At 38.3% G+C, this 22,480-nt stretch carries 16 protein-coding genes; 7 read left to right on the plus strand and 9 right to left on the minus strand.

What is annotated here, in order from left to right:
* Nucleotides 1–38: 38 nt before the first annotated feature.
* The 5 genes from pheT to nth all read right to left on the minus strand — a co-directional run bounded on the left by pheT (nt 39) and on the right by nth (nt 5,220).
* A complete protein-coding gene (gene pheT / locus AC6ER9_RS04430) occupies nt 39–2,453 on the minus strand; it encodes a phenylalanine--tRNA ligase subunit beta (protein ID WP_497075166.1) in 2,415 nt (804 codons plus the stop codon).
* A 32-nt stretch (nt 2,454–2,485) separates the two neighbouring features.
* Complete coding sequence (gene pheS / locus AC6ER9_RS04435; RefSeq protein WP_497075167.1) at nt 2,486–3,568, minus strand: phenylalanine--tRNA ligase subunit alpha; 1,083 nt, start codon at nt 3,566–3,568, stop codon at nt 2,486–2,488.
* 95 nt (nt 3,569–3,663) lie between these two features.
* Entirely contained in the window at nt 3,664–4,065 is a 402-nt protein-coding gene (rplT, locus tag AC6ER9_RS04440; protein ID WP_497075168.1) for a 50S ribosomal protein L20, read from the minus strand.
* 33 nt (nt 4,066–4,098) lie between these two features.
* Nucleotides 4,099–4,302, minus strand: coding sequence for a 50S ribosomal protein L35 (gene rpmI / locus AC6ER9_RS04445; protein WP_142416223.1), 204 nt, complete (start codon nt 4,300–4,302; stop codon nt 4,099–4,101).
* Between the two features lie 156 nt (nt 4,303–4,458).
* Nucleotides 4,459–5,220, minus strand: coding sequence for an endonuclease III (gene nth, locus AC6ER9_RS04450; RefSeq protein WP_497075169.1), 762 nt, complete (start codon nt 5,218–5,220; stop codon nt 4,459–4,461).
* Nucleotides 5,221–5,341: 121 nt separating this feature from the next.
* Here nth and AC6ER9_RS04455 point away from each other — a divergent pair, with 121 nt between their 5' ends.
* The 3 genes from AC6ER9_RS04455 (at nt 5,342) to ilvD (ending at nt 9,002) form a co-directional block, all read left to right on the plus strand.
* Nucleotides 5,342–5,773, plus strand: coding sequence for an Hsp20 family protein (locus AC6ER9_RS04455; RefSeq protein WP_497075170.1), 432 nt, complete (start codon nt 5,342–5,344; stop codon nt 5,771–5,773).
* Nucleotides 5,774–5,799: 26 nt separating this feature from the next.
* Complete coding sequence (locus tag AC6ER9_RS04460; protein ID WP_005774433.1) at nt 5,800–6,051, plus strand: BQ00720 family protein; 252 nt, start codon at nt 5,800–5,802, stop codon at nt 6,049–6,051.
* A 1,112-nt stretch (nt 6,052–7,163) separates the two neighbouring features.
* Nucleotides 7,164–9,002, plus strand: coding sequence for a dihydroxy-acid dehydratase (ilvD, locus tag AC6ER9_RS04465; RefSeq protein ID WP_497075171.1), 1,839 nt, complete (start codon nt 7,164–7,166; stop codon nt 9,000–9,002).
* Nucleotides 9,003–9,371: 369 nt separating this feature from the next.
* On the opposite strand, the gene mutS is transcribed toward ilvD, so the two are convergent.
* Nucleotides 9,372–12,116 (minus strand): DNA mismatch repair protein MutS, encoded by a 2,745-nt coding sequence (gene mutS, locus AC6ER9_RS04470; RefSeq protein ID WP_497075172.1) that lies wholly within the window; start codon nt 12,114–12,116, stop codon nt 9,372–9,374.
* Nucleotides 12,117–12,320: 204 nt separating this feature from the next.
* On the opposite strand from mutS, the gene AC6ER9_RS04475 reads away from it, so the two are divergent.
* Nucleotides 12,321–14,621, plus strand: a complete 2,301-nt coding sequence (locus AC6ER9_RS04475) for an NADP-dependent malic enzyme (RefSeq protein ID WP_497075173.1) — start codon at nt 12,321–12,323, stop codon at nt 14,619–14,621.
* 63 nt (nt 14,622–14,684) lie between these two features.
* On the opposite strand, the gene secB is transcribed toward AC6ER9_RS04475, so the two are convergent.
* Together secB and AC6ER9_RS04485 are read right to left on the minus strand one after the other, a co-directional pair.
* Nucleotides 14,685–15,161, minus strand: a complete 477-nt coding sequence (secB, locus tag AC6ER9_RS04480) for a protein-export chaperone SecB (protein WP_497075174.1) — start codon at nt 15,159–15,161, stop codon at nt 14,685–14,687.
* A 144-nt stretch (nt 15,162–15,305) separates the two neighbouring features.
* Nucleotides 15,306–15,800 (minus strand): FxsA family protein, encoded by a 495-nt coding sequence (locus AC6ER9_RS04485; RefSeq protein WP_497075175.1) that lies wholly within the window; start codon nt 15,798–15,800, stop codon nt 15,306–15,308.
* Between the two features lie 157 nt (nt 15,801–15,957).
* Between AC6ER9_RS04485 and AC6ER9_RS04490 the strand changes: the two genes are divergently transcribed.
* The gene (locus AC6ER9_RS04490; protein ID WP_497075176.1) at nt 15,958–16,650 is read left to right on the plus strand and encodes a Tim44/TimA family putative adaptor protein; all 693 of its coding nucleotides are present in this window, start codon (nt 15,958–15,960) and stop codon (nt 16,648–16,650) included.
* 48 nt (nt 16,651–16,698) lie between these two features.
* The gene (locus AC6ER9_RS04495) at nt 16,699–17,289 is read left to right on the plus strand and encodes a Smr/MutS family protein (protein ID WP_497075177.1); all 591 of its coding nucleotides are present in this window, start codon (nt 16,699–16,701) and stop codon (nt 17,287–17,289) included.
* A 1,464-nt stretch (nt 17,290–18,753) separates the two neighbouring features.
* Here the strand turns inward: AC6ER9_RS04495 and AC6ER9_RS04500 are convergent.
* Nucleotides 18,754–19,287 (minus strand): GcrA family cell cycle regulator, encoded by a 534-nt coding sequence (locus tag AC6ER9_RS04500; RefSeq protein ID WP_497075178.1) that lies wholly within the window; start codon nt 19,285–19,287, stop codon nt 18,754–18,756.
* Nucleotides 19,288–19,776: 489 nt separating this feature from the next.
* Here AC6ER9_RS04500 and AC6ER9_RS04505 point away from each other — a divergent pair, with 489 nt between their 5' ends.
* Complete coding sequence (locus AC6ER9_RS04505; RefSeq protein WP_497075275.1) at nt 19,777–20,976, plus strand: aspartate aminotransferase family protein; 1,200 nt, start codon at nt 19,777–19,779, stop codon at nt 20,974–20,976.
* Nucleotides 20,977–22,480: the final 1,504 nt, after the last annotated feature.

Genomic DNA, 22,480 nt, shown 5'->3' on the forward strand with positions numbered 1-22,480 from the left:
AATGCTCCTGTCTTTATTAAAATTCATTCCGAAAAGACTCAACGACGAAGATAAGCGCTTGTTATTTTAGTGACATTTTCTATCACTTTTGCAGCAATTTCTTCTAGGTCTTTATCTGTCAAGGTGCGTTCAATCGGTTGAATAACAATCTCAATAGCAACAGATTTCTTATTTTCACCAAGGCTTTGATCTTCAAAAAGATCAAAAATTTGTACGGAATGAATAAGTTTTTTATCGGCTCCTTGAGCAGCACGAACAATAAGCGAAGAGGCAATTGTTTTATCAACGATAAATGCAAAATCACGCCGCACCATTTGAAATGGCGATAATTTCAAAGGAGGACGGCTTTTCGTTATTTTTTTCTTTGGCTCTGGAGTGTGATCTAGAAAAATTTCAAAGCCGCATAGAGGACCACTAACATCTAATTTTTCTAAGGTTGCTGGATGAAGAACACCAAAAAAACCAAGAATAATTTTTGAACCAAGTTTTATGACTCCTGAACGGCCTGGATGATACCAATCAGGGGCTCCAACTTCAATCTGTACTTTTCCAATATCTATATTGCATGCTTCTAAAACGGCTAAAGCATCTGCTTTGGCATCAAAAATATCAACAGCTGTTGCATTTCCATTCCAAAAACGCCCAGCCCCTTCAAATTTCTCTGTGCCACGACGAATCCCACTCACAACACGTCGTTGTTTATCAGGGGTATCACCTTCATAAATGCTAGAAACTTCAAACAAAGCAAGATCAGAAAAACCACGATCAGCATTTTTCTGGGCAGCTATGAGCAATCCAGGTAAAAGAGAAGGACGCATCACGGACATATCAGCGGCAATAGGGTTGACTAATTTAAGCTCGGCTTGACCTCCTCCAAAAGCAAGAGCCTGATTTTCAGGGATAAAAGACCACGTCACCGCTTCTTTCATACCGCGATGGGCTAAAGTCAAACGCGCAACTCGTGAACGAATTTGCACGCTTGTTAAAACTTGATCTTTTCCTTCTGCGAAGTTTTCCAAAGGAATAGGTTTAATTTTATCTAACCCATAAATCCTCATGACTTCTTCAACCAAATCGGCTTTACCCATAATATCAGGGCGCCATGATGGTACTTTTACTGTAACGACATCTCCCTTTCCCTCAACGCAAAATCCAAGCTTTGTTAAAATAGAGATGACTTTTGCAGGCTCTATTTCCAAATGTGTCAAACGTTTAATTTCAGAAAAAGGAAAAGCGATCTGTTTGATTTCTTGTTTCTGATAGCCAACAATTTTTTCCTTGGATACTTCACCGCCACAAAGACGTAAGACAAATTCTGTTGCAAGCTCAAGTCCTGTTTCCATAAAAACTGGATCAACGCCCCGTTCAAACCGATAACGTGCATCACTGATAAGCCCTAATGTTCTCCCTGTATGTGCGATACTTTTTGCATCCCAAAGCGCCGATTCAATGATAACGCGACGTGTTGTTTCATCACAGCTTGTCCTTTCACCGCCAATGATACCGGCAATCGAAACAACGCCCTCTTCATCGGCAATCACACAATCGTGAACGCTCAAATGATAGGTTTTTCCGTTCAATGCTTGAAGTTGTTCCCCTTCACGAGCACAACGAACAGACAAATTTCCTTTAATTTTATCGGCATCAAAAACATGGAGCGGACGACCAAGGTCAAAACAGATGTAATTGGTCATATCAACCAGTGCATTAATCGGTCTTAAACCAATTGCATTCAAACGCTGCTGTATCCACTGTGGTGATGGGCCATTTTGAACATTACGTACCTCATGCCAAGCAAAGCCTAAACATAACGATGAATCTTGCGCAAAATCGAATGAAACATCGAGAGGAGTGTCAAAGGAAGCTTCAAATTTTGGTAAAGACAATTCTTTTAATTGTCCGATTCCAGCGGCTGCAAGATCACGTGCAATACCACGAACACCTGTGCAATCAGAGCGATTGGGGGTTAAACCAATATCAATGATTGGATCATCTAAACCGGCATAAGTTGCAAATGAACCCCCAATAAGTGCATCTTCTGGAAGTTCAATAATGCCATCGTGTTCACCTGATAATTCAAGCTCTGCTTGTGAGCACATCATTCCAAAACTTTCAACACCGCGGATTTTTCCTACAGATAATGTCACATCGAGTCCTGGAACATAAGTGCCTGGTAATGCAAGAACACCAATAAGACCAGCACGCGCGTTTGGTGCTCCACAGACAATTTGTAGAGGTTTAGCAGTTCCTGTATCGACTGATAGAATCTGGAGTTTATCTGCATCAGGATGTTTTATTGCCGTTAAAACTTTTGCAATCACAAATCCTTTTAAAGAAGAGCGATCATCAACGTGCTCAACCTCAAGACCGATAGCTGTTAGTTTCTCACAAATTTCATCCAAAGATGCGTTTGTCTCTAGGTGATCTTTTAACCACGACAATGTAAATTTCATTTTAAAACCTCACATGAAAGCGATGACTAAAATCACACATTTTTATTAGGAAAAAAAGCAGGCATATCAAAGCAACGAAAGCCATAGTGGTCTAACCAACGCAGATCAGCATCAAAAAAAGCGCGTAAATCAGGCATACCGTATTTTAACATAGCAATACGATCAATGCCCATTCCCCATGCAAAACCTTGATATTCATCGGGATCTAACCCAACATTTTTTAATACATGAGGATGTACCATTCCGCATCCTAAAATTTCCAACCAATCCTGTCCTTCTCCAAACTTTACTTCTGAACCAGAACGATCACATTGAATATCCACTTCCATAGAGGGTTCGGTAAAAGGGAAAAAAGAGGGACGAAAACGCATATTTACAGAAGCGACTTCAAAAAATTCTTTACAAAAGGTTTCATGCAGCCACATCATATGCGCAATAGTGGAGGTTTTATCAATGACAAGACCTTCGACTTGATGAAACATGGGGGAATGCGTTGCATCTGAATCCATGCGGTAAGTTTTTCCAGGAATAATAATGCGTATCGGTGCTTTTTGTTTTTCCAGTGTACGAATTTGTACAGGTGATGTATGGGTGCGCAATAATTTGCGTTCTCCCATTTTATCAACATCAAAAAAGAAGGTATCATGCATTTCACGTGCTGGATGCCCTTCAGGAAAATTCAATGCCGTAAAATTATAATAATCTGTTTCAATATCAGGTCCCTCTGCGAGAGAAAAACCCAACTTCGTGTAAATGGTGATAATTTCCTCAATCACTTGTGAAATAGGATGGATACGTCCCCGTTCCATAGGAGAAGAGCGAACAGGCAAGGTAATATCAACCATTTCACGAGAAAGACGAGCATCCATTTCTTGTCTTTTTAGAAGATCACGCTTTTGTGCCCATAATTCTAAAATGCGATTTTTTAATCCATTAAGAACGGGACCAACTTTTTGACGCTGGCTCGCCTCCATTTTTCCTAATTCTTTTAATTTTTCAGAGATGCTGCCTTTTTTACCTAATGCTGCAATACGCACTGTTTCAAGTGCCTGTTCATCCCCCGCAGCTTCTAAAGCTAAACAAATTTCTTGTTCCAGACGCTCAATATCGTTCATATTTTTGCCTATTTTTTTAATAAAAGAAAACCCGCACTCGCAACAGCCAGCACGGGACCTCGGATAAATAAATGCTTTAAGAGAACACGACTGGCTTACTTGACAGCGCTTTCAAATGCATTAGGTGTTGTATCTTTTAAATATTCTAAAGCTTTTTTTGCCGAAGCGACTAAAGCAGAAAATGCTTCTGCCTCGTGGATTGCTATATCTGAAAGAACCTTACGATCAACTTCAATACCGGCTTTTGATAAGCCATCAATAAAGCGTCCATAAGTAAGACCTTCTGCACGAACAGCTGCATTAATTCTTTGAATCCACAAAGCACGGAAAGTACGTTTTCTATTTTTGCGATCACGATAAGCATACTGCTTTGAACGATCAACGGCTGCCTTAGCTGCACGAATGGTATTTTTACGACGACCGTAAAAACCTTCAGCTTGTTTTAAAACTTTTTTGTGCTTAGCGTGTGCTGTCACACCTCTTTTCACACGTGCCATATTATAATCTCCTCAAAATCAAAAGCGTAAGGTTTACATACCATTCGGCAAATAATGCTGAATGACTTTTTTAGCATCTTGTTCACACAAAACCATTGTTCCACGTGCATCGCGAATAAATTTATTCGAACGCTTAATCATACCGTGGCGCTTACCTGCAGCTGCTACTTTAACTTTTCCTGACGCTGTGATTTTAAACCGCTTTTTAGCGGATGATTTGGTCTTCATCTTGGGCATTTTGCTACTCCATACATCAATTGATTCAATCAAAAAATTATTTGCTCAAACGGACCAACGCTTGAACAAGCATTTCAAACAGCCACGGCATGCCCTGCCGGGCGGCTCTTCAAAGAAGCTTTGATAAGCTAGTATACACAAAATAGCAAGACCGTATTACAAAAAAATGGGTGCTCCATTGCCTTGAATTTCAATCAAAGGGGCCGGAATAGCATTTGTTTTGCTTGCGGCTTTACATAAATCAGCAATAATGCATTGTGTACATTGTGCTTTACGCGCTTGACAAATATAGCGTCCATGTAAAATCAGCCAATGATGTGCATGACGAAGATAACGGGTTGGTATAATCTTTAATAATTTTTTTTCGACAATTTCTGGTGTTTTGCCAGGCGCTAAACCAAGGCGATTACTTAAGCGAAAAATATGTGTATCAACCGCTAATGTAGGCTGACCAAAAGCAACATTCAAAACAACATTAGCAGTTTTGCGTCCCACGCCTGGAAGGGCCATCAGTGCTTCACGTGTATTAGGAACTTGACCACCATATTTGTCAATTAAACAGTTGCAAAGCGCGTAAATATTGCGTGCTTTTGCACGCCAGAGACCAATTGAACGGATATGATAGGCTATTTCTTCTTCTCCCAATGCAACCATTTTTTCCGGTTGATCAGCAAGATAAAATAATTTTTTTGTTGCTTTATTAACGCTTACATCTGTTGCTTGAGCTGAAAGGACAACGGCAACCAAAAGCGTAAAATTATTTGTATAGATAAGATCACTCTTAGGTGTAGGACGTTGTACAGAAAAACGATGAAATATTTCTGTAATTTCATCTTCATTATATAATATACCAGATAAATTTCGCATTTTTGATAATTTTATGGTATTTTGAGATGTTTTTATGTTACTTTGAGGCATTGAATTCTCTTAATCTTCTCTCTTGAAGTTATCATTCACGCTCGCCATATGAGAGGAATGCAGCGAACACTTTAATATAGAGTTTTGTCAAGTAAAGCCGCTTTAAAGAGGATACTCATGAATGACACATGTGACACCTTTCTCCAATCCTTTTCTTTTAGGATTTGAAACCGTAGAAAAAATATTACAACGTATCGGTAAAGCTGATGAGGCTTACCCAGCCTATAATATTGAACGTTTACACAAAAACGATGATGCAAATCATATCCGGATAACTTTAGCTGTTGCTGGATTTAAGATTAATCATCTTAATATTTTGCTCGATGATAATCAATTGGTTATTCATGGTAAACAAACAGACAACCAAAATCACCAATATTTATATCGCGGTATAGCTGCACGACAATTCCAGCGGACCTTTGTTCTTGCGGAAGGAATGAATGTCACAAATGCCGAGTTGAAAAATGGTCTTTTATCAATTAATCTATATCAACAAAAATTAAAAAAAGAAATAAAACAGATTCCAATTAAAGTCAGTTGTAGTGAGTCATAAAAGTTAAGGCGTAAAGGAGCAGTGAAATGGGAGAACATAAACAAAGCTTATCGTTTCAGAACACGTCCTACTCTGATGCGGGACAGATTGCTTATTTAAAAAAGGTTTGTACAGATGATCTGGCTAAAAACTTTCCAGATCTTCCGCCCATGACTCCAGGCATTACCATATGGGCACTTTTTGGTGAAACAGGTTATCCTATTATTTTATCTGATGAGCGTTCTATTGCTCTTGCTGGAGCCAATGAGCATGAACTCCAAATTGTAACGCTACACTAATTGCCTTATGAGAGAAAAACGGGTCTTTTGTCAATTTTATCCGTTTTTTCTCAATTAAAGGGTATTGAGACGTTTAGCGGTATTATTGGTTTTGGCCTTCTTTTGTTGATAAGGGCACGCGGTATTTTGGTATTGTGTGTGTTTCTTAAAAAGGATTGGTCGTCTGCGATAATATGGCGTTCTCACTCAAATAAAATATTGATGACTATTCATAATTGATTTTTTGCAACTGGAATAAGAGTCTCAAAAATCGTAAAGTTCTCTCGTATGGATCAATTAAAATTCTTGTTTGTCATAAGCAGAGTGAGCGTGCAGGTGAAAAGTACCTGAAGACAGGCAGTAAAAATGCCTTTTATGAATTATCTTAATGGCCAAGGATTTTCGCAACATTGGGGATGAGTGATATGTATGAGGCTGTCTATTTGTTTCTTTATAAGTGTTAAGTGTAAAGATGGTATACTCTATAGATTTTTTTATTTATAGGGTCATATCATTGACGGGTTTGGTGATGAAATGGACTAGAGCATATTAAGAAGTGCTTCTTTAAAATGAGTACGTGTTTAAAATAGGTGCGTGAATTGATAGAACAAGTAAGGGTATTTTGTTTTTCGTGAGGGGCGTTATTTCATCGAAAAATGTAAGAAACAAAAGCATGAGACAAGGTGTCATCATTATTTAGGATATTGCTATGGGTGCTTTTGAAAGGCATAAAGCTAAAAGTGTGAAGAGATAGTAAGTTTTTTGACAATTAGGCTTTCATATTCCTCACCAATTAGACTATACTCTTGTTCCAGAAGTTACGCAAACAGATCGATGCAATATAATAATATACCCACTAAATTTGGCATATAAAAATCTGGAACAGTTCGTGTTGCACTGAATCATTTTGATATTTGTCTCAAATATGCAATTGTGCTGGGATGAGATGTTGATTAACAGGTAAAAATAAAAGCTTTATGATTTTATAAAAAAATTTATGCAGAACTTTTAAATTTGTGTTTCAACTGCTTCAGTAGAGAGGTATTTTTCTCTTTTGAAGATTAAAGTTCTTGTTTTAAGAGTGAAGTTACAGCACAACAAGCAAAATGGAATTATTTGAGGGGAAAAAAATAATGCCTTCTTACCGTTCAAGAATATCGACGCACGGGCGTAATATGGCAGGAGCTCGCGGTCTTTGGCGTGCAACAGGGATGAAAGATACGGATTTTGGTAAACCCATTATTGCGATTGCGAATTCTTTTACACAATTTGTACCAGGGCATGTCCATTTAAAAGATCTCGGACAATTGGTTGCGCAACAAATAGCTATTGCCGGTGGTGTTGCAAAAGAGTTTAACACCATTGCTGTCGATGATGGAATTGCAATGGGGCACGATGGAATGCTTTATTCTCTGCCTTCACGTGAAATTATTGCTGATTCTGTAGAGTATATGGTCAATGCCCATTGCGCGGATGCTCTTGTCTGTATTTCTAATTGTGACAAAATTACACCTGGAATGTTAATGGCTGCTTTACGATTGAATATTCCAACAATCTTTGTTTCAGGTGGTCCCATGGAAGCCGGTAAGATTAAATGGAAAGATCAAGAGTTAAGGGTTGATTTGGTTGATGCCATGGTTGCTGCCGCTTCAGAACAAAACTCAGAAGAAGAAGTTGCTGAAATGGAGCGCGCTGCTTGTCCTACATGTGGCTCTTGTTCAGGAATGTTTACGGCCAATTCCATGAATTGCTTAACGGAAGCCTTGGGGCTTTCGCTTCCAGGAAATGGATCAGTGTTAGCAACCCATGCAGATCGACAGATGCTTTTTGAAGAAGCTGGAAAGCAGATTGTTGCATTGGTTAAGCGTTATTATGAAAAAGATGATGAAACAGTTTTGCCACGCTCTATTGCTTCACGCAAGGCTTTTGAAAATGCCATGACCGTTGATATTGCCATGGGGGGATCAACCAATACAGTTCTGCACCTTTTAGCTGCGGCGCAAGAGGGTGAGGTGGATTTTACCATGACAGATATTGATCAACTTTCACGTCGTGTTCCTGTTTTATGCAAGGTTGCTCCGGCTGTTGCGAATATTCATATGGAAGATGTTCATCGTGCAGGTGGGATTATGGGTCTTTTAGGTGAATTGGAGGCGGCGGGACTTATTGATACATCAACCTATACGGTTCATGAAAAAACGATGAAAGAAGCTCTTGATCGTTGGGATGTAAAACGAACCAATGAACCAGCGGTCCATGCATTTTATCGTGCTGCTCCAGGTGGTATTCCAACACAGACAGCTTTTAGCCAATCTTGTCGCTATGAGACTCTAGATCTTGATCGTGAAAAAGGTGTGATTCGTGATAGGGACCATGCCTACTCACAAGATGGAGGATTGGCAGTTCTTTATGGGAATCTTGCCGAAGAGGGCTGTATTGTAAAAACAGCAGGTGTTGATTCATCAATTTTGACCTTTAAAGGTCCGGCAAGAATTTTTGAAAGCCAAGATTCAGCTGTTTCAGCAATCTTAAATAATAAAATTAAAACAGGTGATATTGTTTTAATCCGTTATGAAGGTCCACGTGGAGGACCTGGAATGCAAGAAATGCTGTATCCAACGAGTTATCTCAAATCTAAAGGATTGGGTAAAGTTTGTGCACTTGTGACAGATGGACGTTTTTCAGGGGGAAGCTCAGGGCTCTCAATAGGACATATTTCACCAGAAGCGGCTGAAGGAGGAGAAATTGCGTTGGTTGAAGAAGGAGATATCATAGAAATTGATATTCCAAACCGTAGCATTCATATATTGGTTGATGACGGTGAGATGCAGCGGCGTCGCGCTAAGATGGAAGAGAAAGGAAAAGATGCGTGGCAACCGGTTGAAAAACGTCAGCGCAAAGTTTCAAAGGCTCTCAAAGCCTATGCTGCGATGACGACCTCTGCCGCAAAAGGTGCGGTTCGTAATATTTAATGAGATAATGGATGTATCTTATAAAGAAAGCACTCTGTTTTTTGGGGTATCTTTTACGTGATATTCTACACAGATTATTCTATTTGAATGAGAATTGTGAATATCGTAAGATTTTTTCATTTCCGACCTGTGTATGCTGAATCAATTAAAATCATTCTCTTGCGTGTTATAAGCGCAGAGAGCCCTGTGGAAAAAAACATTCAAGAAAAGAGTAAAAATGCCTTTTATGATTTGTTTCAAGCATAAAGGATTCATCGTAACATGAGGGATGGACAAATAGAATGATGATGCCGGTTTGCAAGATACATCAAAAAAGAGCACATGAGTTCCTATTAGGAAAGTTTTTGAATAAAAAAGAACATCTATTTTTTATAGAGGCTTATTCTTTTCAAGCTGTTTGAGATGATAAATTGCTTCTAAAGCTTGCTTAGGAGAAAGTTCATCGGGATGAATATTTTTTAAAGCTTCGTGCAGAACATCATGTTTGTTATTTTCTTCGTTGAGGGGAGAGGTCGCTTTAAGAGAAAAGAGCGGTAAATCGTCAATGAGTTTATGTCCTTTTCCAGCCATTTCACCTTGTTCTAATTGATGGAGGACATCTGTCGCTCGTGTAATAACAGCGCTAGGAAGTCCAGCAAGCTTTGCAACTTGTACGCCATAGGACCGATCTGCGGCTCCTGGTGTGACCTCATGAAGAAAAACCACATCGCCATTCCAATTTTTGACCTTTATGGTTACATTATGCAGTCTGTCAAGTTTTTCGGTTAGTGCTGTCATTTCATGAAAATGGGTAGCGAGAATAGCACGACAATGGTTAACTTCATGGAGATATTCAACGGCAGCCCAAGCAATAGAAAGTCCATCAAAAGTTGATGTACCACGCCCTATTTCATCGAGAATAACAAGAGAATGGTGGCTAGCATGATTAAGAATCGTTGCTGTTTCAACCATTTCCATCATAAAGGTTGAGCGTCCTCGCGCAAGATCATCGGAAGCTCCGACACGACTAAATAGGCGATCAACGACGCCAATATGTGCCGAAGTGGCGGGAACAAACGATCCCATTTGTGCCATAATAGCAATGAGCGCATTTTGCCGCAAAAAAGTTGATTTCCCTCCCATATTAGGCCCTGTTAAAAGCCAGATTGCGGCATATTGCTGATTTTCTTGCACAGAGAGATCACAATTATTGGCAACAAAGGGTTCTGCTGCTTGTTTACGGAGCGCTTGTTCAACAACAGGATGGCGTCCTGCGGTGATATGAAAGGTCAGCGAATGATCAATTTTAGGGCGGCAATAGCCTTGTTCTTCAGCAAGATATGCTAAAGCGACAGAAACATCTAAAATAGCAAGTGCTTCAGCGGCTTTACGAATAAAGTCAATTTGTTCAATAATTTCCTGAACGAGCGTATCAAAGATCTCCAGTTCAAGTGTCAAGGCGTGGTTTGCAGCATGCGCAATACGACTTTCAAGGTCAGCAAGTTCTGTTGTCGTAAAACGCATAGCATTTGCCATTGTTTGCCGATGAATAAAGCGTGCTTTCGCTTGTGGATCATTTGTAAGGGCAGATGCTTGTGTACTGGTGACTTCAATGAAGTAGCCTAGAATATTATTATGCTTTATTTTAAGCGTTTTAATATCTGTTTCTCGGGCATATTGCGCTTGAAGTTCAGCAATGACACGGCGTGATTCATCCCGTAAAGAACGCATTTCATCAAGCTCTTTATGATATTGAGAGCGAATAAAACCACCATCACGTTTCAGCAGGGGAAGATCATCAGCCAGTGCTTGTTCTAAATGGTGATGTAAAGCAACGGGTAGGTTCGAAAAGACCTGTTGTACATCACTTATTTCTTGAGGTAGGAGCTCATTACTAAGAAGCTGATGAATTTCACGAATGATTTCAAAGCCGCGCTGAATCGTTGCCATATCACGAGGACCTCCTCGTCCAAGAGCTAAACGTGAAACGGCGCGGGGCATGTCTGGTCCCCCTTTTAAAGTGAGCTTTATCGCCTCTGCAAGAGAAGGACTACGGAGAAAAAAATCGATAGAATCCAAACGCGTATCAATCGCTGAAGGAGTGGTAAGAGGAGCAATAAGGCGATCGATGAGAAGGCGAGATCCTCCTCCTGTTACAGTGCGATCAATAGCTTTTAGTAAACTTCCATCCCGTTGGCCTGATGTCGTTCGAATAAGTTCTAGGCTTAGTCTGGTTGCGGCATCAATAAAGAGGGTAGCACTTTCATTTTGGCGCTCAGGTTGCATGAGGGGAGGACGATGTGTGATTTGTGTTTTTTCGATATAACGAATAGCCGCTACAATTGCAGAGAGTTCGCAGCGTGAATAATCCGCAATACCTTCAAGAGTTGCCAATTTAAAATAAGTACAAATATCGCGTTCAGCGGTGAGGGTATCAAAAAGAGAAGTTGGTTGAGGTGAAACGATACGATCAAGAACACTAAAGAGTGATTTGTGAGATTTATCATGAAAAAAGGAATCAGCAACAATGATTTCCTGTGGATCCACACGCATAATATCTGCTAAAAGTCTCTCTTGGCGGCTTTCTGTTACACGAAATATGCCTGTTGAGATATCAATCCAAGAAAGAGCAAATTCTTCTCCGTCACTGGTTTTTATGCGGGCAAGTGTCATCAAATAATTTGCGCGTGTTGGATCAAGGAGTTTTTCTTCTGTTATCGTTCCAGGGGTTACAAGACGAACAACATCACGCCGCACAACAGATTTTGAGCCTCGTTTTTTTGCTTCAGCAGGATCTTCTGTTTGTTCACAAACAGCAACGCGATAACCACAAGCAATCAGTTTTTGTAAATAATCATCAGCAGTGTGAACGGGAACACCGCACATAGGAATATCTTGTCCTAAATGTTTTCCGCGTGCTGTAAGTGTGATTCCTAAGGCTTGAGCAGCTTCAATGGCATCATTAAAAAATAATTCGTAAAAATCCCCCATTCGGTAAAAAAGAAGAGAATCATGATGGACGGCTTTAATTTCTACGTATTGCTCCATCATAGGTGTAAGACGTTCTTGAGAGGAAGCAGAGAGGGAAGTAGGCTGCGGAATTAAATTATTTTTATGGTTGTTTTTTTTATCCATTTTTACGTGGCCTGTTTCCTTGCAGTAAAGCTTTTACTCTTTTTTGTTTACTTCAATATTTATTTATCTCTAAATTGAAACGCATTATCAGATTTGCTAAGGCAAAGAATAGCGATTTCTAATATATGAATCAAATTTAAAAATTGAGCGATTGTACGTATTATCAAGCAAAATTTACACCGTTTTTGGAGAAAATAATGTGAGATGAAAAAGAGCGAGCAGGATCAGAACATGTCTCAAACCATTTACAGTGCGAGCGAACGAGAAGCACTTGATTTTCATAGTCGTGGTCGACCAGGAAAGCTTGAGATTGTTGCAACCAAGTCTATGGCAACACAGCATGATTTAGCTTTGGCTTATTCACCAGGTGTTGCGGTTCCAGTTAAGGCAATTGCTCAAAACCCTGCGCTCGCTTATGATTATACAGCAAAAGGCAATCTTGTTGCTGTTATTTCAAATGGTACAGCTATCTTGGGGTTAGGAAATTTAGGTGCTCTTGCTTCCAAGCCAGTCATGGAAGGCAAAGCAGTACTGTTTAAGCGTTTTGCGGACATTGATTCGATTGATTTAGAAATCGACATAGACGATACGGAAAGTTTTATCAATTTGGTGCGTCATCTAGAACCTTCTTTTGGTGGAATCAATCTTGAAGACATTAAGGCGCCTGAATGTTTTATGATTGAAAGTCGCCTGCGGGAGGTGATGAATATTCCTGTTTTTCACGACGATCAACACGGTACAGCAATTATTGTGGCCGCTGGTGTTCTCAATGCTTTGACTTTAACAGGACGCGATATGCAAAATACGCGGTTAGTCTGTAATGGTGCTGGTTCTGCAGGGATTGCTTGTATTGAATTGATTAAAGCGATGGGCTTTCGTTCTGAAAATATCATACTTTGTGATACAAAAGGTGTGGTTTATGAAGGTCGTAAAGAGGGAATGAATCAGTGGAAGTCTGCGCATGCTGTTCGGACGGATAAACGTACGCTTATGGAAGCAATGGAAGGGGCAGATATATTTTTCGGGGTTTCTGCTAAAGGGGCATTGACTCCTGAAATGGTAAAATCCATGGCACCGCAGCCAATTATTTTTGCTATGGCCAACCCTGATCCAGAAATTACGCCGGAAGAGGTTATGCAAGTGCGTCAGGATGCCATTGTCGCAACAGGTCGTTCTGATTACCCCAATCAGATTAATAATGTTCTCTGTTTTCCTTATATATTTCGTGGTGCACTTGATGTGTGTGCAACGGTTATTAATGAAGACATGAAAATCGCTGCGGCAAGGGCTATTGCCAATTTAGCACATGAGGAAGTTCCTGACAGCGTTGCAGAAGCCTATCGGGGAAAGCGATTAAAGTTTGGTCCTGATTATATCATCCCTGTGCCATTTGATCCGCGTTTATTTACGGTTGTTTCAATGGCGGTAGCAAAAGCCGCAATGGAAAGCGGTGTTGCGCAAAAGCACATAGATGATTTAGATGCCTATGAGCGCGATTTGAATGCGAGACGTGATCCTATTTCTTCGGTGATGCGAGGGGTTTATAACCATGTTCGTCAAGCACCAAAACAAATTGTCTTTGCAGAAGGTGAAGAAGAGCAGGTCATGCGGGCTGCTGTTTCCTATGTTCATCAAAAATTAGGACAAGCGATTTTGGTTGGTCGTGAGGAGCAAGTAAGAGAAACGGCTGTTTTTGCTGGAATTGATCTGGAGCGTGAAGGTATTTCTATCATCAATGCTAAGCTTTCCTCTCGTACAGATGCTTATGCGAATTATCTTTATAAAAAGATGCAGCGTCAAGGCTGGCTGTTGCGTGATTGTCATCGTCGTATCAATAATGATCGAAATTATTTTGCTGCGTGTATGGTGGCACTAGGGGATGCGGATGCAATGGTTACAGGGGTAACACGCAATTATGAAACAGCGCTTGTTGATATACGTCGGGCAATTGATGAAAAACCAAAAGAACGATTGATTGGTATTTCAGTAGCTATTTGCCGTGGCCGAACTGTGTTTATTGCGGATACTGCTGTTTATGAAAATCCTAATTCGGAAGAACTTGCCGATATAGCAGAACAAACGGCTTCATTTGTGCGTGGATTTGGGTATAAGCCAAGGGTTGCATTTTTGGCATTTTCTACATTTGGTTATATGAAAGGGAAGGTTACACAGCAAATTCAGGAGGCAATTAATATTTTGCATGAACGCAAAGTTGATTTTGAGTTTGATGGAGAAATGAGTGCTGATGTCGCGCTTAATACCAAATTGATGCAGCAATATCCATTTATGGGATTAACGGAGACCGCTAATATTTTGGTTATGCCTGGATATCACGCCTCTTCTATCGCAAGCAAAATGTTACAAGAACTTGGGGACGCAACTATCATTGGTCCTATTTTAATTGGATTGGAAAAATCTGTCCAAATTGTACCGTTTAGTGGAAACGATACTGATGTTGTCAACATTGCAATGCTTGCAGCTTATCATGCGGCAAAAGTCATCTAAAAAAAGCCCCATAATATAACAATAATATATTATGGGGCTTTATGATAGTAAAAGAATAAATTTTTAGGATGGCTGTGTCTGATTGTCTTTTTGTTCTTCAGCAAGACGCTTTTGGAAGAGGGCTGCAAAATCAATGGGATCAATCCATAAAGGCGGAAAACCACCATTTTGAGTAGCATTCGATATAATTTGGCGAGCAAATGGAAATAAAAGACGAGGACATTCAATAAAGACCAGTGGCATAACATGTTCTTGTGGAATGTTTTTAAGGTGGAAAACGCCACCATAAATCAGCTCTACATGAAATAAGGTTTCAGTGTCATCATTGGCTTTGACGGAGAGAGACAAAACGACATCATAATTATCATCCCCAATGGGGTTAGCATTGACATTAATATTGATATCAATTTGTGGGGATTTTTCACGTGCACGCAATGAATGAGGAGCACCTGGGTTCTCGAATGAGAAATCTTTTAAATATTGAGTTAATACAGCAAAAACCGGCTCTACACTATTGTTGTTCATTTCACCTTCAGCCATACGACGAACCTCTCTCATTATAGTATATATGTTTTTATTTTAGCTCTAAAGATCGGATTGGTTATCACGCCTTGCAAGAGGTTGCAAGGAATGCGCTCTTTTTATCTTGAAGATTTTTTAATTCATTACAAATTTTGGAGCATTTTAATGGTTATCATCATTTTTGCGCCATGGGGATTCTTTTGTATCATAAACTTTGTAATCTTCAGCATTAAGATCAATTATTTTTTCAGAATCATGTGTTCTTTTCGTGTTGGGATTCATTTTGTTTTTTAATGATGAAAAAAAATGCCAAATAACAGAGCGAATTGGTTTAATAAGAAGCAATATTCCCAAAAGATCACTTACAAAGCCAGGAAGAATGAGCAAAAGCGCACTAAACATGATGAAAGCATCATGAATAATATTATTTTCTAATGCACGTCCTTGGATAAGTTCATTTTGTATGTTTTTTAAAAGGCTAATCCCTTGAATTCGCAATAAAACAACCCCAACTATGGTTGTGAAAATAACCAAACTCAAAGTTGCTAAAATACCAATTGCTTGACCAACAAAGATAAAACCAGCGATCTCAATTAAAAGAAAACAAAGAAAAATAACGACAAAAAAACGAGGTTTTATAGAATAAAGTTTTATCACATGAAAATTTCCTTCTGGATGAGGTGGGGAGAAATCCTTCATATAAAATCTATAAAAATATTTGAATGGTAGGATTCCTTATTTTACATATTTATTGATAAATGGTATTGACTGCAATGTTTATTACAGACTTAAAGCTTGGAGATTGACAGCGCCCATGGAATTTGACGTTATACTTGTCATCGCTCTTGTTGTTATGGTTGTTATTTTTGTGCAACTCCGTAGTGTATTAGGGAAACGAATTGGGTTTGAGAAACCCCCCTTTGATCCTTATTCATGTCGTTCTAAGAAACAAGCTGAGACAGAAACGGCTGATAATATTGTTTCGTTCCCTCATCAAAAAAATTCACAAAAAGGTGATTTTAGTGAAATTGATAAAATTGCACCGGAGGGGAGTGTTTTGAATGAAGATTTGCGCGCACTGTGTAAAATTGATCCTCATTTTTCTCCTCAATCTTTTATAAAGGGTGCGCAAATTGCTTATGAGATGATTGTAACGGCTTTTGCTAAAGGTGATCGTGGTCAACTTAAAAGCTTGCTTTGTCAGGATGTTTTTGAGAACTTTTGTACTGCTATTGAGCAACGAGAAAAAAACAAAGAAAGAGTAGAGTTTACTTTTGTTGGAATTAATAAAATTGAGTTTGTTGCGGCGGCAATACAAGAAAAGGACGAACTTTTAACGGTACGTATTGTCAGTGAGATGATTTCTGTTACTTATAATGAACAGGGAGAGCGTATAGATGGTGATCCCGATACTATTGTAGAAATTAGGGACATTTGGACGTTTGTTCGCAATAGCCTATCGCCGGATCCAAACTGGAAGCTTTTTGCCACAGAAGATGAAAATTAAAGTATTTTTTTTCTTCCATAAGTACGCAATGATTTATGAGAAATTAAAATGTCCTCAAGTGAGTGGAGACAAAAAAGAGATTTATTAACTTCAAAAGACCGTCTTTTATGGGAGAGGGTGTGTCGTACGACAAAACCTCTTCATGATAAGATACCTCCTTTTATTTTAGAAGATATTGCAAATATTAATGATAAAAAACAGCGTACAACTCAAAACCCTTTAACTTCTCAGGAAAATCAACAAGGCTCAACAATTATTAAAAAAGAAAAGAGAGCAGTTACACAAACACATAAAATTCATTTTTTTGATCATGTTGCACACCGTAAAATTTCCCAAGGTCGTTATCCTCTTGAAGCGCGTCTTGATCTTCACGGTTATATGCAGGAAGAAGCTTATTTTTTCTTAAAAAATTTTTTACAATCCTCTCAGCAGAGTGGATTGCGTTATGTTCTAGTGATTACAGGAAAGGGCCGATCTGTTGGGAGCGATGGGGCTTTGTATAGATTTGTTCCATATTGGTTATCAACACCAGCTTTTCGATATTATGTTCATGCATTTGAGCAAGCCGCGCGTCATCATGGTGGTGAAGGTGCACTGTATATTTGGTTGCGTCGTTTCTTGTCGGGAAAAGGAAAGTGATGTTATTGTTGTCGTTTTAGATTTAATATTTATTTCAAAAGATTTTGTCTATTATAGATCATAGAAGAGATAAGATAAGCTATTGATTTATAATGATACAGTCATTATTTTCGTCTATTGTATAAGACGCTTTTAATGCAATATCTTCTTATTTTTAATTTTTTATAAAGACTATCGTCTTATACTCTGTGTATTGGGCTCATTTTTTTCGTTTTTTATAGTTTAATAAGATTTCGTCACCTATAAAAACAGAAAGTTTTAAGTAGAGCACTTTTGAAAGAGAGTGGAGTTATTTAATTACTTTCATGGCTTTTTATGATAAAGGCCCGCAAAGTTTTCTTATAGTATCACGGCACTTTTCCATATTTTAAAGGTAGGGGGTGTTCATATATTTCTATCAACCCGATCTTTATGAATATGACGTATAGGGACTTTGTACGAATTCTTGTAAGAATAGGTAAATGTAAAGTCTGATGTGTCATGTTGGTATGTCGCAAAAATTTTTATAAAAAGCTGCCAAGTTTTCCGGATTCATTATTGGTCAATTTTACGTTTTATGGGGTTGTTTCTTTAAGAGAGTTTTTACTTTTGTCGTTTCTGATAAATCAAGGTTCAAACCTCATGCAGCCGTATGTTTGAGATAAATATTAAGGTGATTCATTGCTCTTACGAGCTGTATCAGATTTTGTATGTCAAATAGGATGAGCGTATCTTTTGTGGGGTAATTTCTGAAATAGGAAAATAGCCTAATGTGAAGAAGGATATAAAGCTTTAAAGGTGTTCCCCAGTTTAGTCATTTCCTTTTAATTTGGCTTTACGGTTTTCAAAAGTATCTAAAGCAATATCTTTTAAATAATAAAGATTACGTTGCTTTACGCTTTTGTTTATTGCGTGTTTTTTGGGGCCACGACTCTCATGTAAGTAAAATGCCATTGGTTTTGCTAATTCACGAGCTTGTTAAAAAACATTTCTCAATGCTCGTCACATCTGTTTTGAGACGGCTCTCATGAAGGATATAACGATAAATCTATTCAGGACCTTGATATTTAAGTTTAAAGCGCAAGTTGGCACTATCACATATTTTACCCTCAATGTTGGGATAACTCTTAAAGTTTTTGGCACTTAAAAAGAGCTATAAGAGGCATTTTTAGTCCCTATCTTTACATGGTTCACTCGCTTGTGGTGTGTAAGCAAATGGTTTTGATTGATTCAAAATAAACAGATTTGAAATGAGAAAATCTTACGATATTCTGAGTTATAATTTAATATGAATGACGCTAGAGTATCTTTATAAACCAATAAATTGTTACATCTAGCTATGCAACAGCACCAAAAGATATAATTTTATGAAGAGATATCCTCATTGACTAAAAGCTTCTAAAGTTTCTTATTTTATAATAATTTAATCATTGAAATTTAATAATGAAGCATAGAAAATACAGAATATGAGATTAATCGTGGGGTTTACACTCTTATTCGTCGTCTTTCGGATATTGGTTGAAATGCTAGCTTAGCATGAAAAGCACAATAGGGGCTATTTTCATCAGAATCAGCACCACAAAAATGAAAATCTGCTGATAATGGATCCCCAACCGGCCATCTACATGTATTTTCACTCAATTGTAGAAGATTAAGTTGACGTGATATAGGCACAACGACATTAGATTTTGTAGACATATCAACTTCTTTTACAGTTTCTGCTACAAACTCTGTCTTTAAAGTTTTTTCTTCAACATCAGCAGGTGGTGTGTTTATTGGTGATGCGGTGGATGTGTTGCGACGCACACGTGGAGATGATGGGCTGTTTCCTGCGGGAGTTTTTTGCGCACGCACGCTTCCTGGTGCTGTTTTACCACGCCCTGGCAATTTTAATCGATGCACTTTACCGATAACTGCATTTCTGCTGACTCCACCTAATTGAGCAGCAATTTGACTTGCGCTTAACCCTTCACTCCAAAGCTTTTTAAGAAGCTCAACGCGTTCACATGTCCAACCCATACCAGCACTCCATTCCGATTATATCACTGAGATGCTTCCCCTTCACATCTTCAAATGTTTCAATAACATTTCCAATGCGCTGAATGAAAGAATTTTATACTCTAAGGAGTATAAAAAAATCATCCAACTTGTGGACCTTACAAATTAAAACACATCATCTTGCTTAACTATAATATAAATTACAATATGCACTCACCCTATGACAAGAGCCTTTGCCTCTTAAAGAGTTTATTTAAAAGATTTTCCCCAATTTGCAAATTAATCATAGGTTAAACGTTCACTTTATATTTAAGGCTTTTCCTCAAAATGCTTATGCTTACTTGTAGAACTTTCGTTGACTTTTTTCAATTGGTGGAATGATCTAATTCGTAAATATAATCATTCATCCTCATGAAACGTTGAAAATACTGTAACGAAATGTATCATGTTGTCTTATTTGTAGTGTTGCTTTGTATATATTAAAAAGGTTAAAATATAAAGGAAATAATGATGGATGCCATCTCTATTCAACCACTTTACGAATGTTTTGCACGACGGAATTTGCATTTTGAACAGGGGCATGATGTATGGCTTATTTCCGATAAAGGAGAACATTATCTTGATTTCACATCTGGTGTTGCTGTTAATGCATTAGGGCATGCCCATCCTAAATTGGTTGATACGCTTAAAAGGCAAGCTGAAAAACTTTGGCATGTTTCTAATCTTTTTCAGTCTCCTGAACAAACTGCTCTTGCCACGCGGCTTTGTGCAAATAGTTTTGCAGATAAGGTTTTTTTCTGCAATTCAGGCACTGAAGCATTGGAATGCGCTTTCAAAACGGCACGTCATTATTACTATGCCGCGGGTTATCCAGAACGCATTGAAATCATTACTTTTGAAGGGGCATTTCATGGGCGGACACTTGCAGCGCTTGCTGCGACGGGGCATAAAAAATATCTGGAAGGCTTTGGGCCTAAAGCTGGTGGATTTATTCAAGTCCCTTTTTGTGATGAAAGCGCTTTGCGTAATGCTATTCATAAAAATACCGCTGCTATTCTTATTGAACCCATTCAAGGAGAAGGAGGGATACGAACGGTTTCTCATGAATATTTAAGATTTTTGCGCAAAATATGCGATGATAATGGTCTATTGTTGATTTTTGATGAAGTTCAAACGGGTATGGGGCGAACAGGAAAGCTTTTTGCTTATGAATGGAGTGATGTTACACCTGATATTTTGACCCTCGCAAAAGGACTAGGGGGTGGATTTCCATTAGGGGCTTGCCTTGCAACGGATAAAGTTGCAAAAAGCATGACACTTGGGACCCATGGTTCAACCTTTGGAGGAAATCTTCTTGGAATGGCTGTAGGAAATACTGTTCTCGATACCCTGTTAGAGCCAAGTTTTCTTAGCCATGTGCAAAACATGGGGGATAAACTGAAAAGTGGACTTTTGCATATTGTCAATATCTATCCTGATATTATCTGTGCAGTTCAGGGGATGGGGCTTATGGTGGGCATTCAGTGTGTTGTTCCTTCAAATCTTGTCGTCGATGCTTTGGAAAAAGAATATCTCCTAAGTGTTGCAGCCAACAACAATGTCGTGCGCTTATTGCCTCCTCTTATCATTAGGGAAAAAGAGATTGATGAAAGTTTGCATCGTATTGAAAAAGCAATTGCTTATCTTTCGCACGTAAACAAAAAAAGATAAATATTACATATGACAAAAGTTCTTCATTATTTTATGGACTTATCCATTTTAATACTAGGAGTAACATATGCACTAATCGATTATGCAAAAACCCTTAAAGCATCTTTTGAGATATAAGTATTGATTTATAATGATAATTTATCATTATTCAACTTGAATAAGAATCCCGAATATCGTAGGATTCTCTCATTTCAAATCTGTTTATCTTGAATCAATCAAAACCATTCTCTTGCACACTACAAGCAGGTGGGTCGTGTGGGTAAAAACTATACAATAAAAATGCCTCTAATGAACCACCTAAAGTACTAAAGGTTGTCGCAACATTCTAGGGCTGATGACAAATGTGTAATGATATCAGTTTGCTTCTTCATAAGTGTAAAGATGAGGGTCTCAATGGCTTTATCGTTATACCCTTCATGAGGGCCGTCACAAAATGGGAAAGGCTTAAAGCTTTTGAATTTTAACAAAATATTATAAGTAAAAATACAATAAATTGAATAGGTTGAATCAAGCTATTTTATATGACGCCACTTAAAAATTCCCCCCCTTTACACGTAATTTAAGTGACCGTTTCTATATAAGACTGACATCTATTACAATAACATTGAAAATAACAGAAAAAACAAATCACAAATAAATTTAAAAAACAATTTTAAACCGTCCTTCAAGTGTTGTAAATTTTTTTATCATAAAAACTTTGGCATTATATCCACATTTTCCAAAACACTCAAGCATGTTCATTTCACTTATCCCACGAAATTTTTCACTTACTCGAAATTCTCCACTTAAAAGTTTAGACAATTGCGGTTAAGTCATTTTTAAAAATTGGCTAGCTTGCTTTTGCATTAAGTTTTTTCTTTAAGAGTTTGACTGATTTTATGCGTAAGTTGCGCTTTGGTTAGCTTCTCTCTAGAATCTGAAAAACCAAGATCCATATAAACATTAGAACTCCTGTGAAAACCATTGATTATTTTAATTCTTTTCTAATAGTTCTGCAAGCTTGAGACGTTCTTTAATCAAGTTGATATCTGGTTTTGGTGTTGCAATGCCATGAGTCTATTTTTTTGGAAACGATGAGAAAATCTTACGTTATTCGAGGTTTTAATTCAAGGCGAATAGCGCTAAATTATTCATTATAAATCAGTACCTTGTCTATAGATAAAACACCTACGATAATTTTTGAAAAACCATATGCATGCCCCTATATTTCATGTGATATCAGTGTGCGTCAGCTTGGGGAGAAGTTCCATCATGCTTACCGGTTTGAAAATGCAGCTTGGTTATATTAACAATATAGCTGACATACGCATTTTATCACATTTTGGGGATATCGTGATATTGCAAGCAACAAAACATCAATGCATACTCAAATGAGTGCAATATGCACAAATTTCAGTCATAAATGCCCTGACAAGTGATCTTACCAAATTCTAGCAGATACTTTAACCTATGAGGAACATCGTGGGCCAATTACGGACAAAATATTTGTGTGGATGGAGGATGG

The organism is Bartonella sp. SL317, from assembly GCF_059687655.1.

Excerpts from the sequence above, each read along its gene's own strand:
- pheT (WP_497075166.1), bottom strand. The coding sequence starts at position 2,453 with ATGAAATTTACATTGTCGTGGTTAAAAGATCACCTAGAGACAAACGCA.
- pheS (WP_497075167.1), bottom strand. The coding sequence starts at position 3,568 with ATGAACGATATTGAGCGTCTGGAACAAGAAATTTGTTTAGCTTTAGAA.
- rplT (WP_497075168.1), bottom strand. The coding sequence starts at position 4,065 with ATGGCACGTGTGAAAAGAGGTGTGACAGCACACGCTAAGCACAAAAAA.
- rpmI (WP_142416223.1), bottom strand. The coding sequence starts at position 4,302 with ATGCCCAAGATGAAGACCAAATCATCCGCTAAAAAGCGGTTTAAAATC.
- nth (WP_497075169.1), bottom strand. The coding sequence starts at position 5,220 with ATGCCTCAAAGTAACATAAAAACATCTCAAAATACCATAAAATTATCA.
- AC6ER9_RS04455 (WP_497075170.1), top strand. The coding sequence starts at position 5,342 with ATGACACATGTGACACCTTTCTCCAATCCTTTTCTTTTAGGATTTGAA.
- AC6ER9_RS04460 (WP_005774433.1), top strand. The coding sequence starts at position 5,800 with ATGGGAGAACATAAACAAAGCTTATCGTTTCAGAACACGTCCTACTCT.
- ilvD (WP_497075171.1), top strand. The coding sequence starts at position 7,164 with ATGCCTTCTTACCGTTCAAGAATATCGACGCACGGGCGTAATATGGCA.
- mutS (WP_497075172.1), bottom strand. The coding sequence starts at position 12,116 with ATGGATAAAAAAAACAACCATAAAAATAATTTAATTCCGCAGCCTACT.
- AC6ER9_RS04475 (WP_497075173.1), top strand. The coding sequence starts at position 12,321 with ATGAAAAAGAGCGAGCAGGATCAGAACATGTCTCAAACCATTTACAGT.
- secB (WP_497075174.1), bottom strand. The coding sequence starts at position 15,161 with ATGGCTGAAGGTGAAATGAACAACAATAGTGTAGAGCCGGTTTTTGCT.
- AC6ER9_RS04490 (WP_497075176.1), top strand. The coding sequence starts at position 15,958 with ATGGAATTTGACGTTATACTTGTCATCGCTCTTGTTGTTATGGTTGTT.
- AC6ER9_RS04495 (WP_497075177.1), top strand. The coding sequence starts at position 16,699 with ATGTCCTCAAGTGAGTGGAGACAAAAAAGAGATTTATTAACTTCAAAA.
- AC6ER9_RS04500 (WP_497075178.1), bottom strand. The coding sequence starts at position 19,287 with ATGGGTTGGACATGTGAACGCGTTGAGCTTCTTAAAAAGCTTTGGAGT.
- AC6ER9_RS04505 (WP_497075275.1), top strand. The coding sequence starts at position 19,777 with ATGGATGCCATCTCTATTCAACCACTTTACGAATGTTTTGCACGACGG.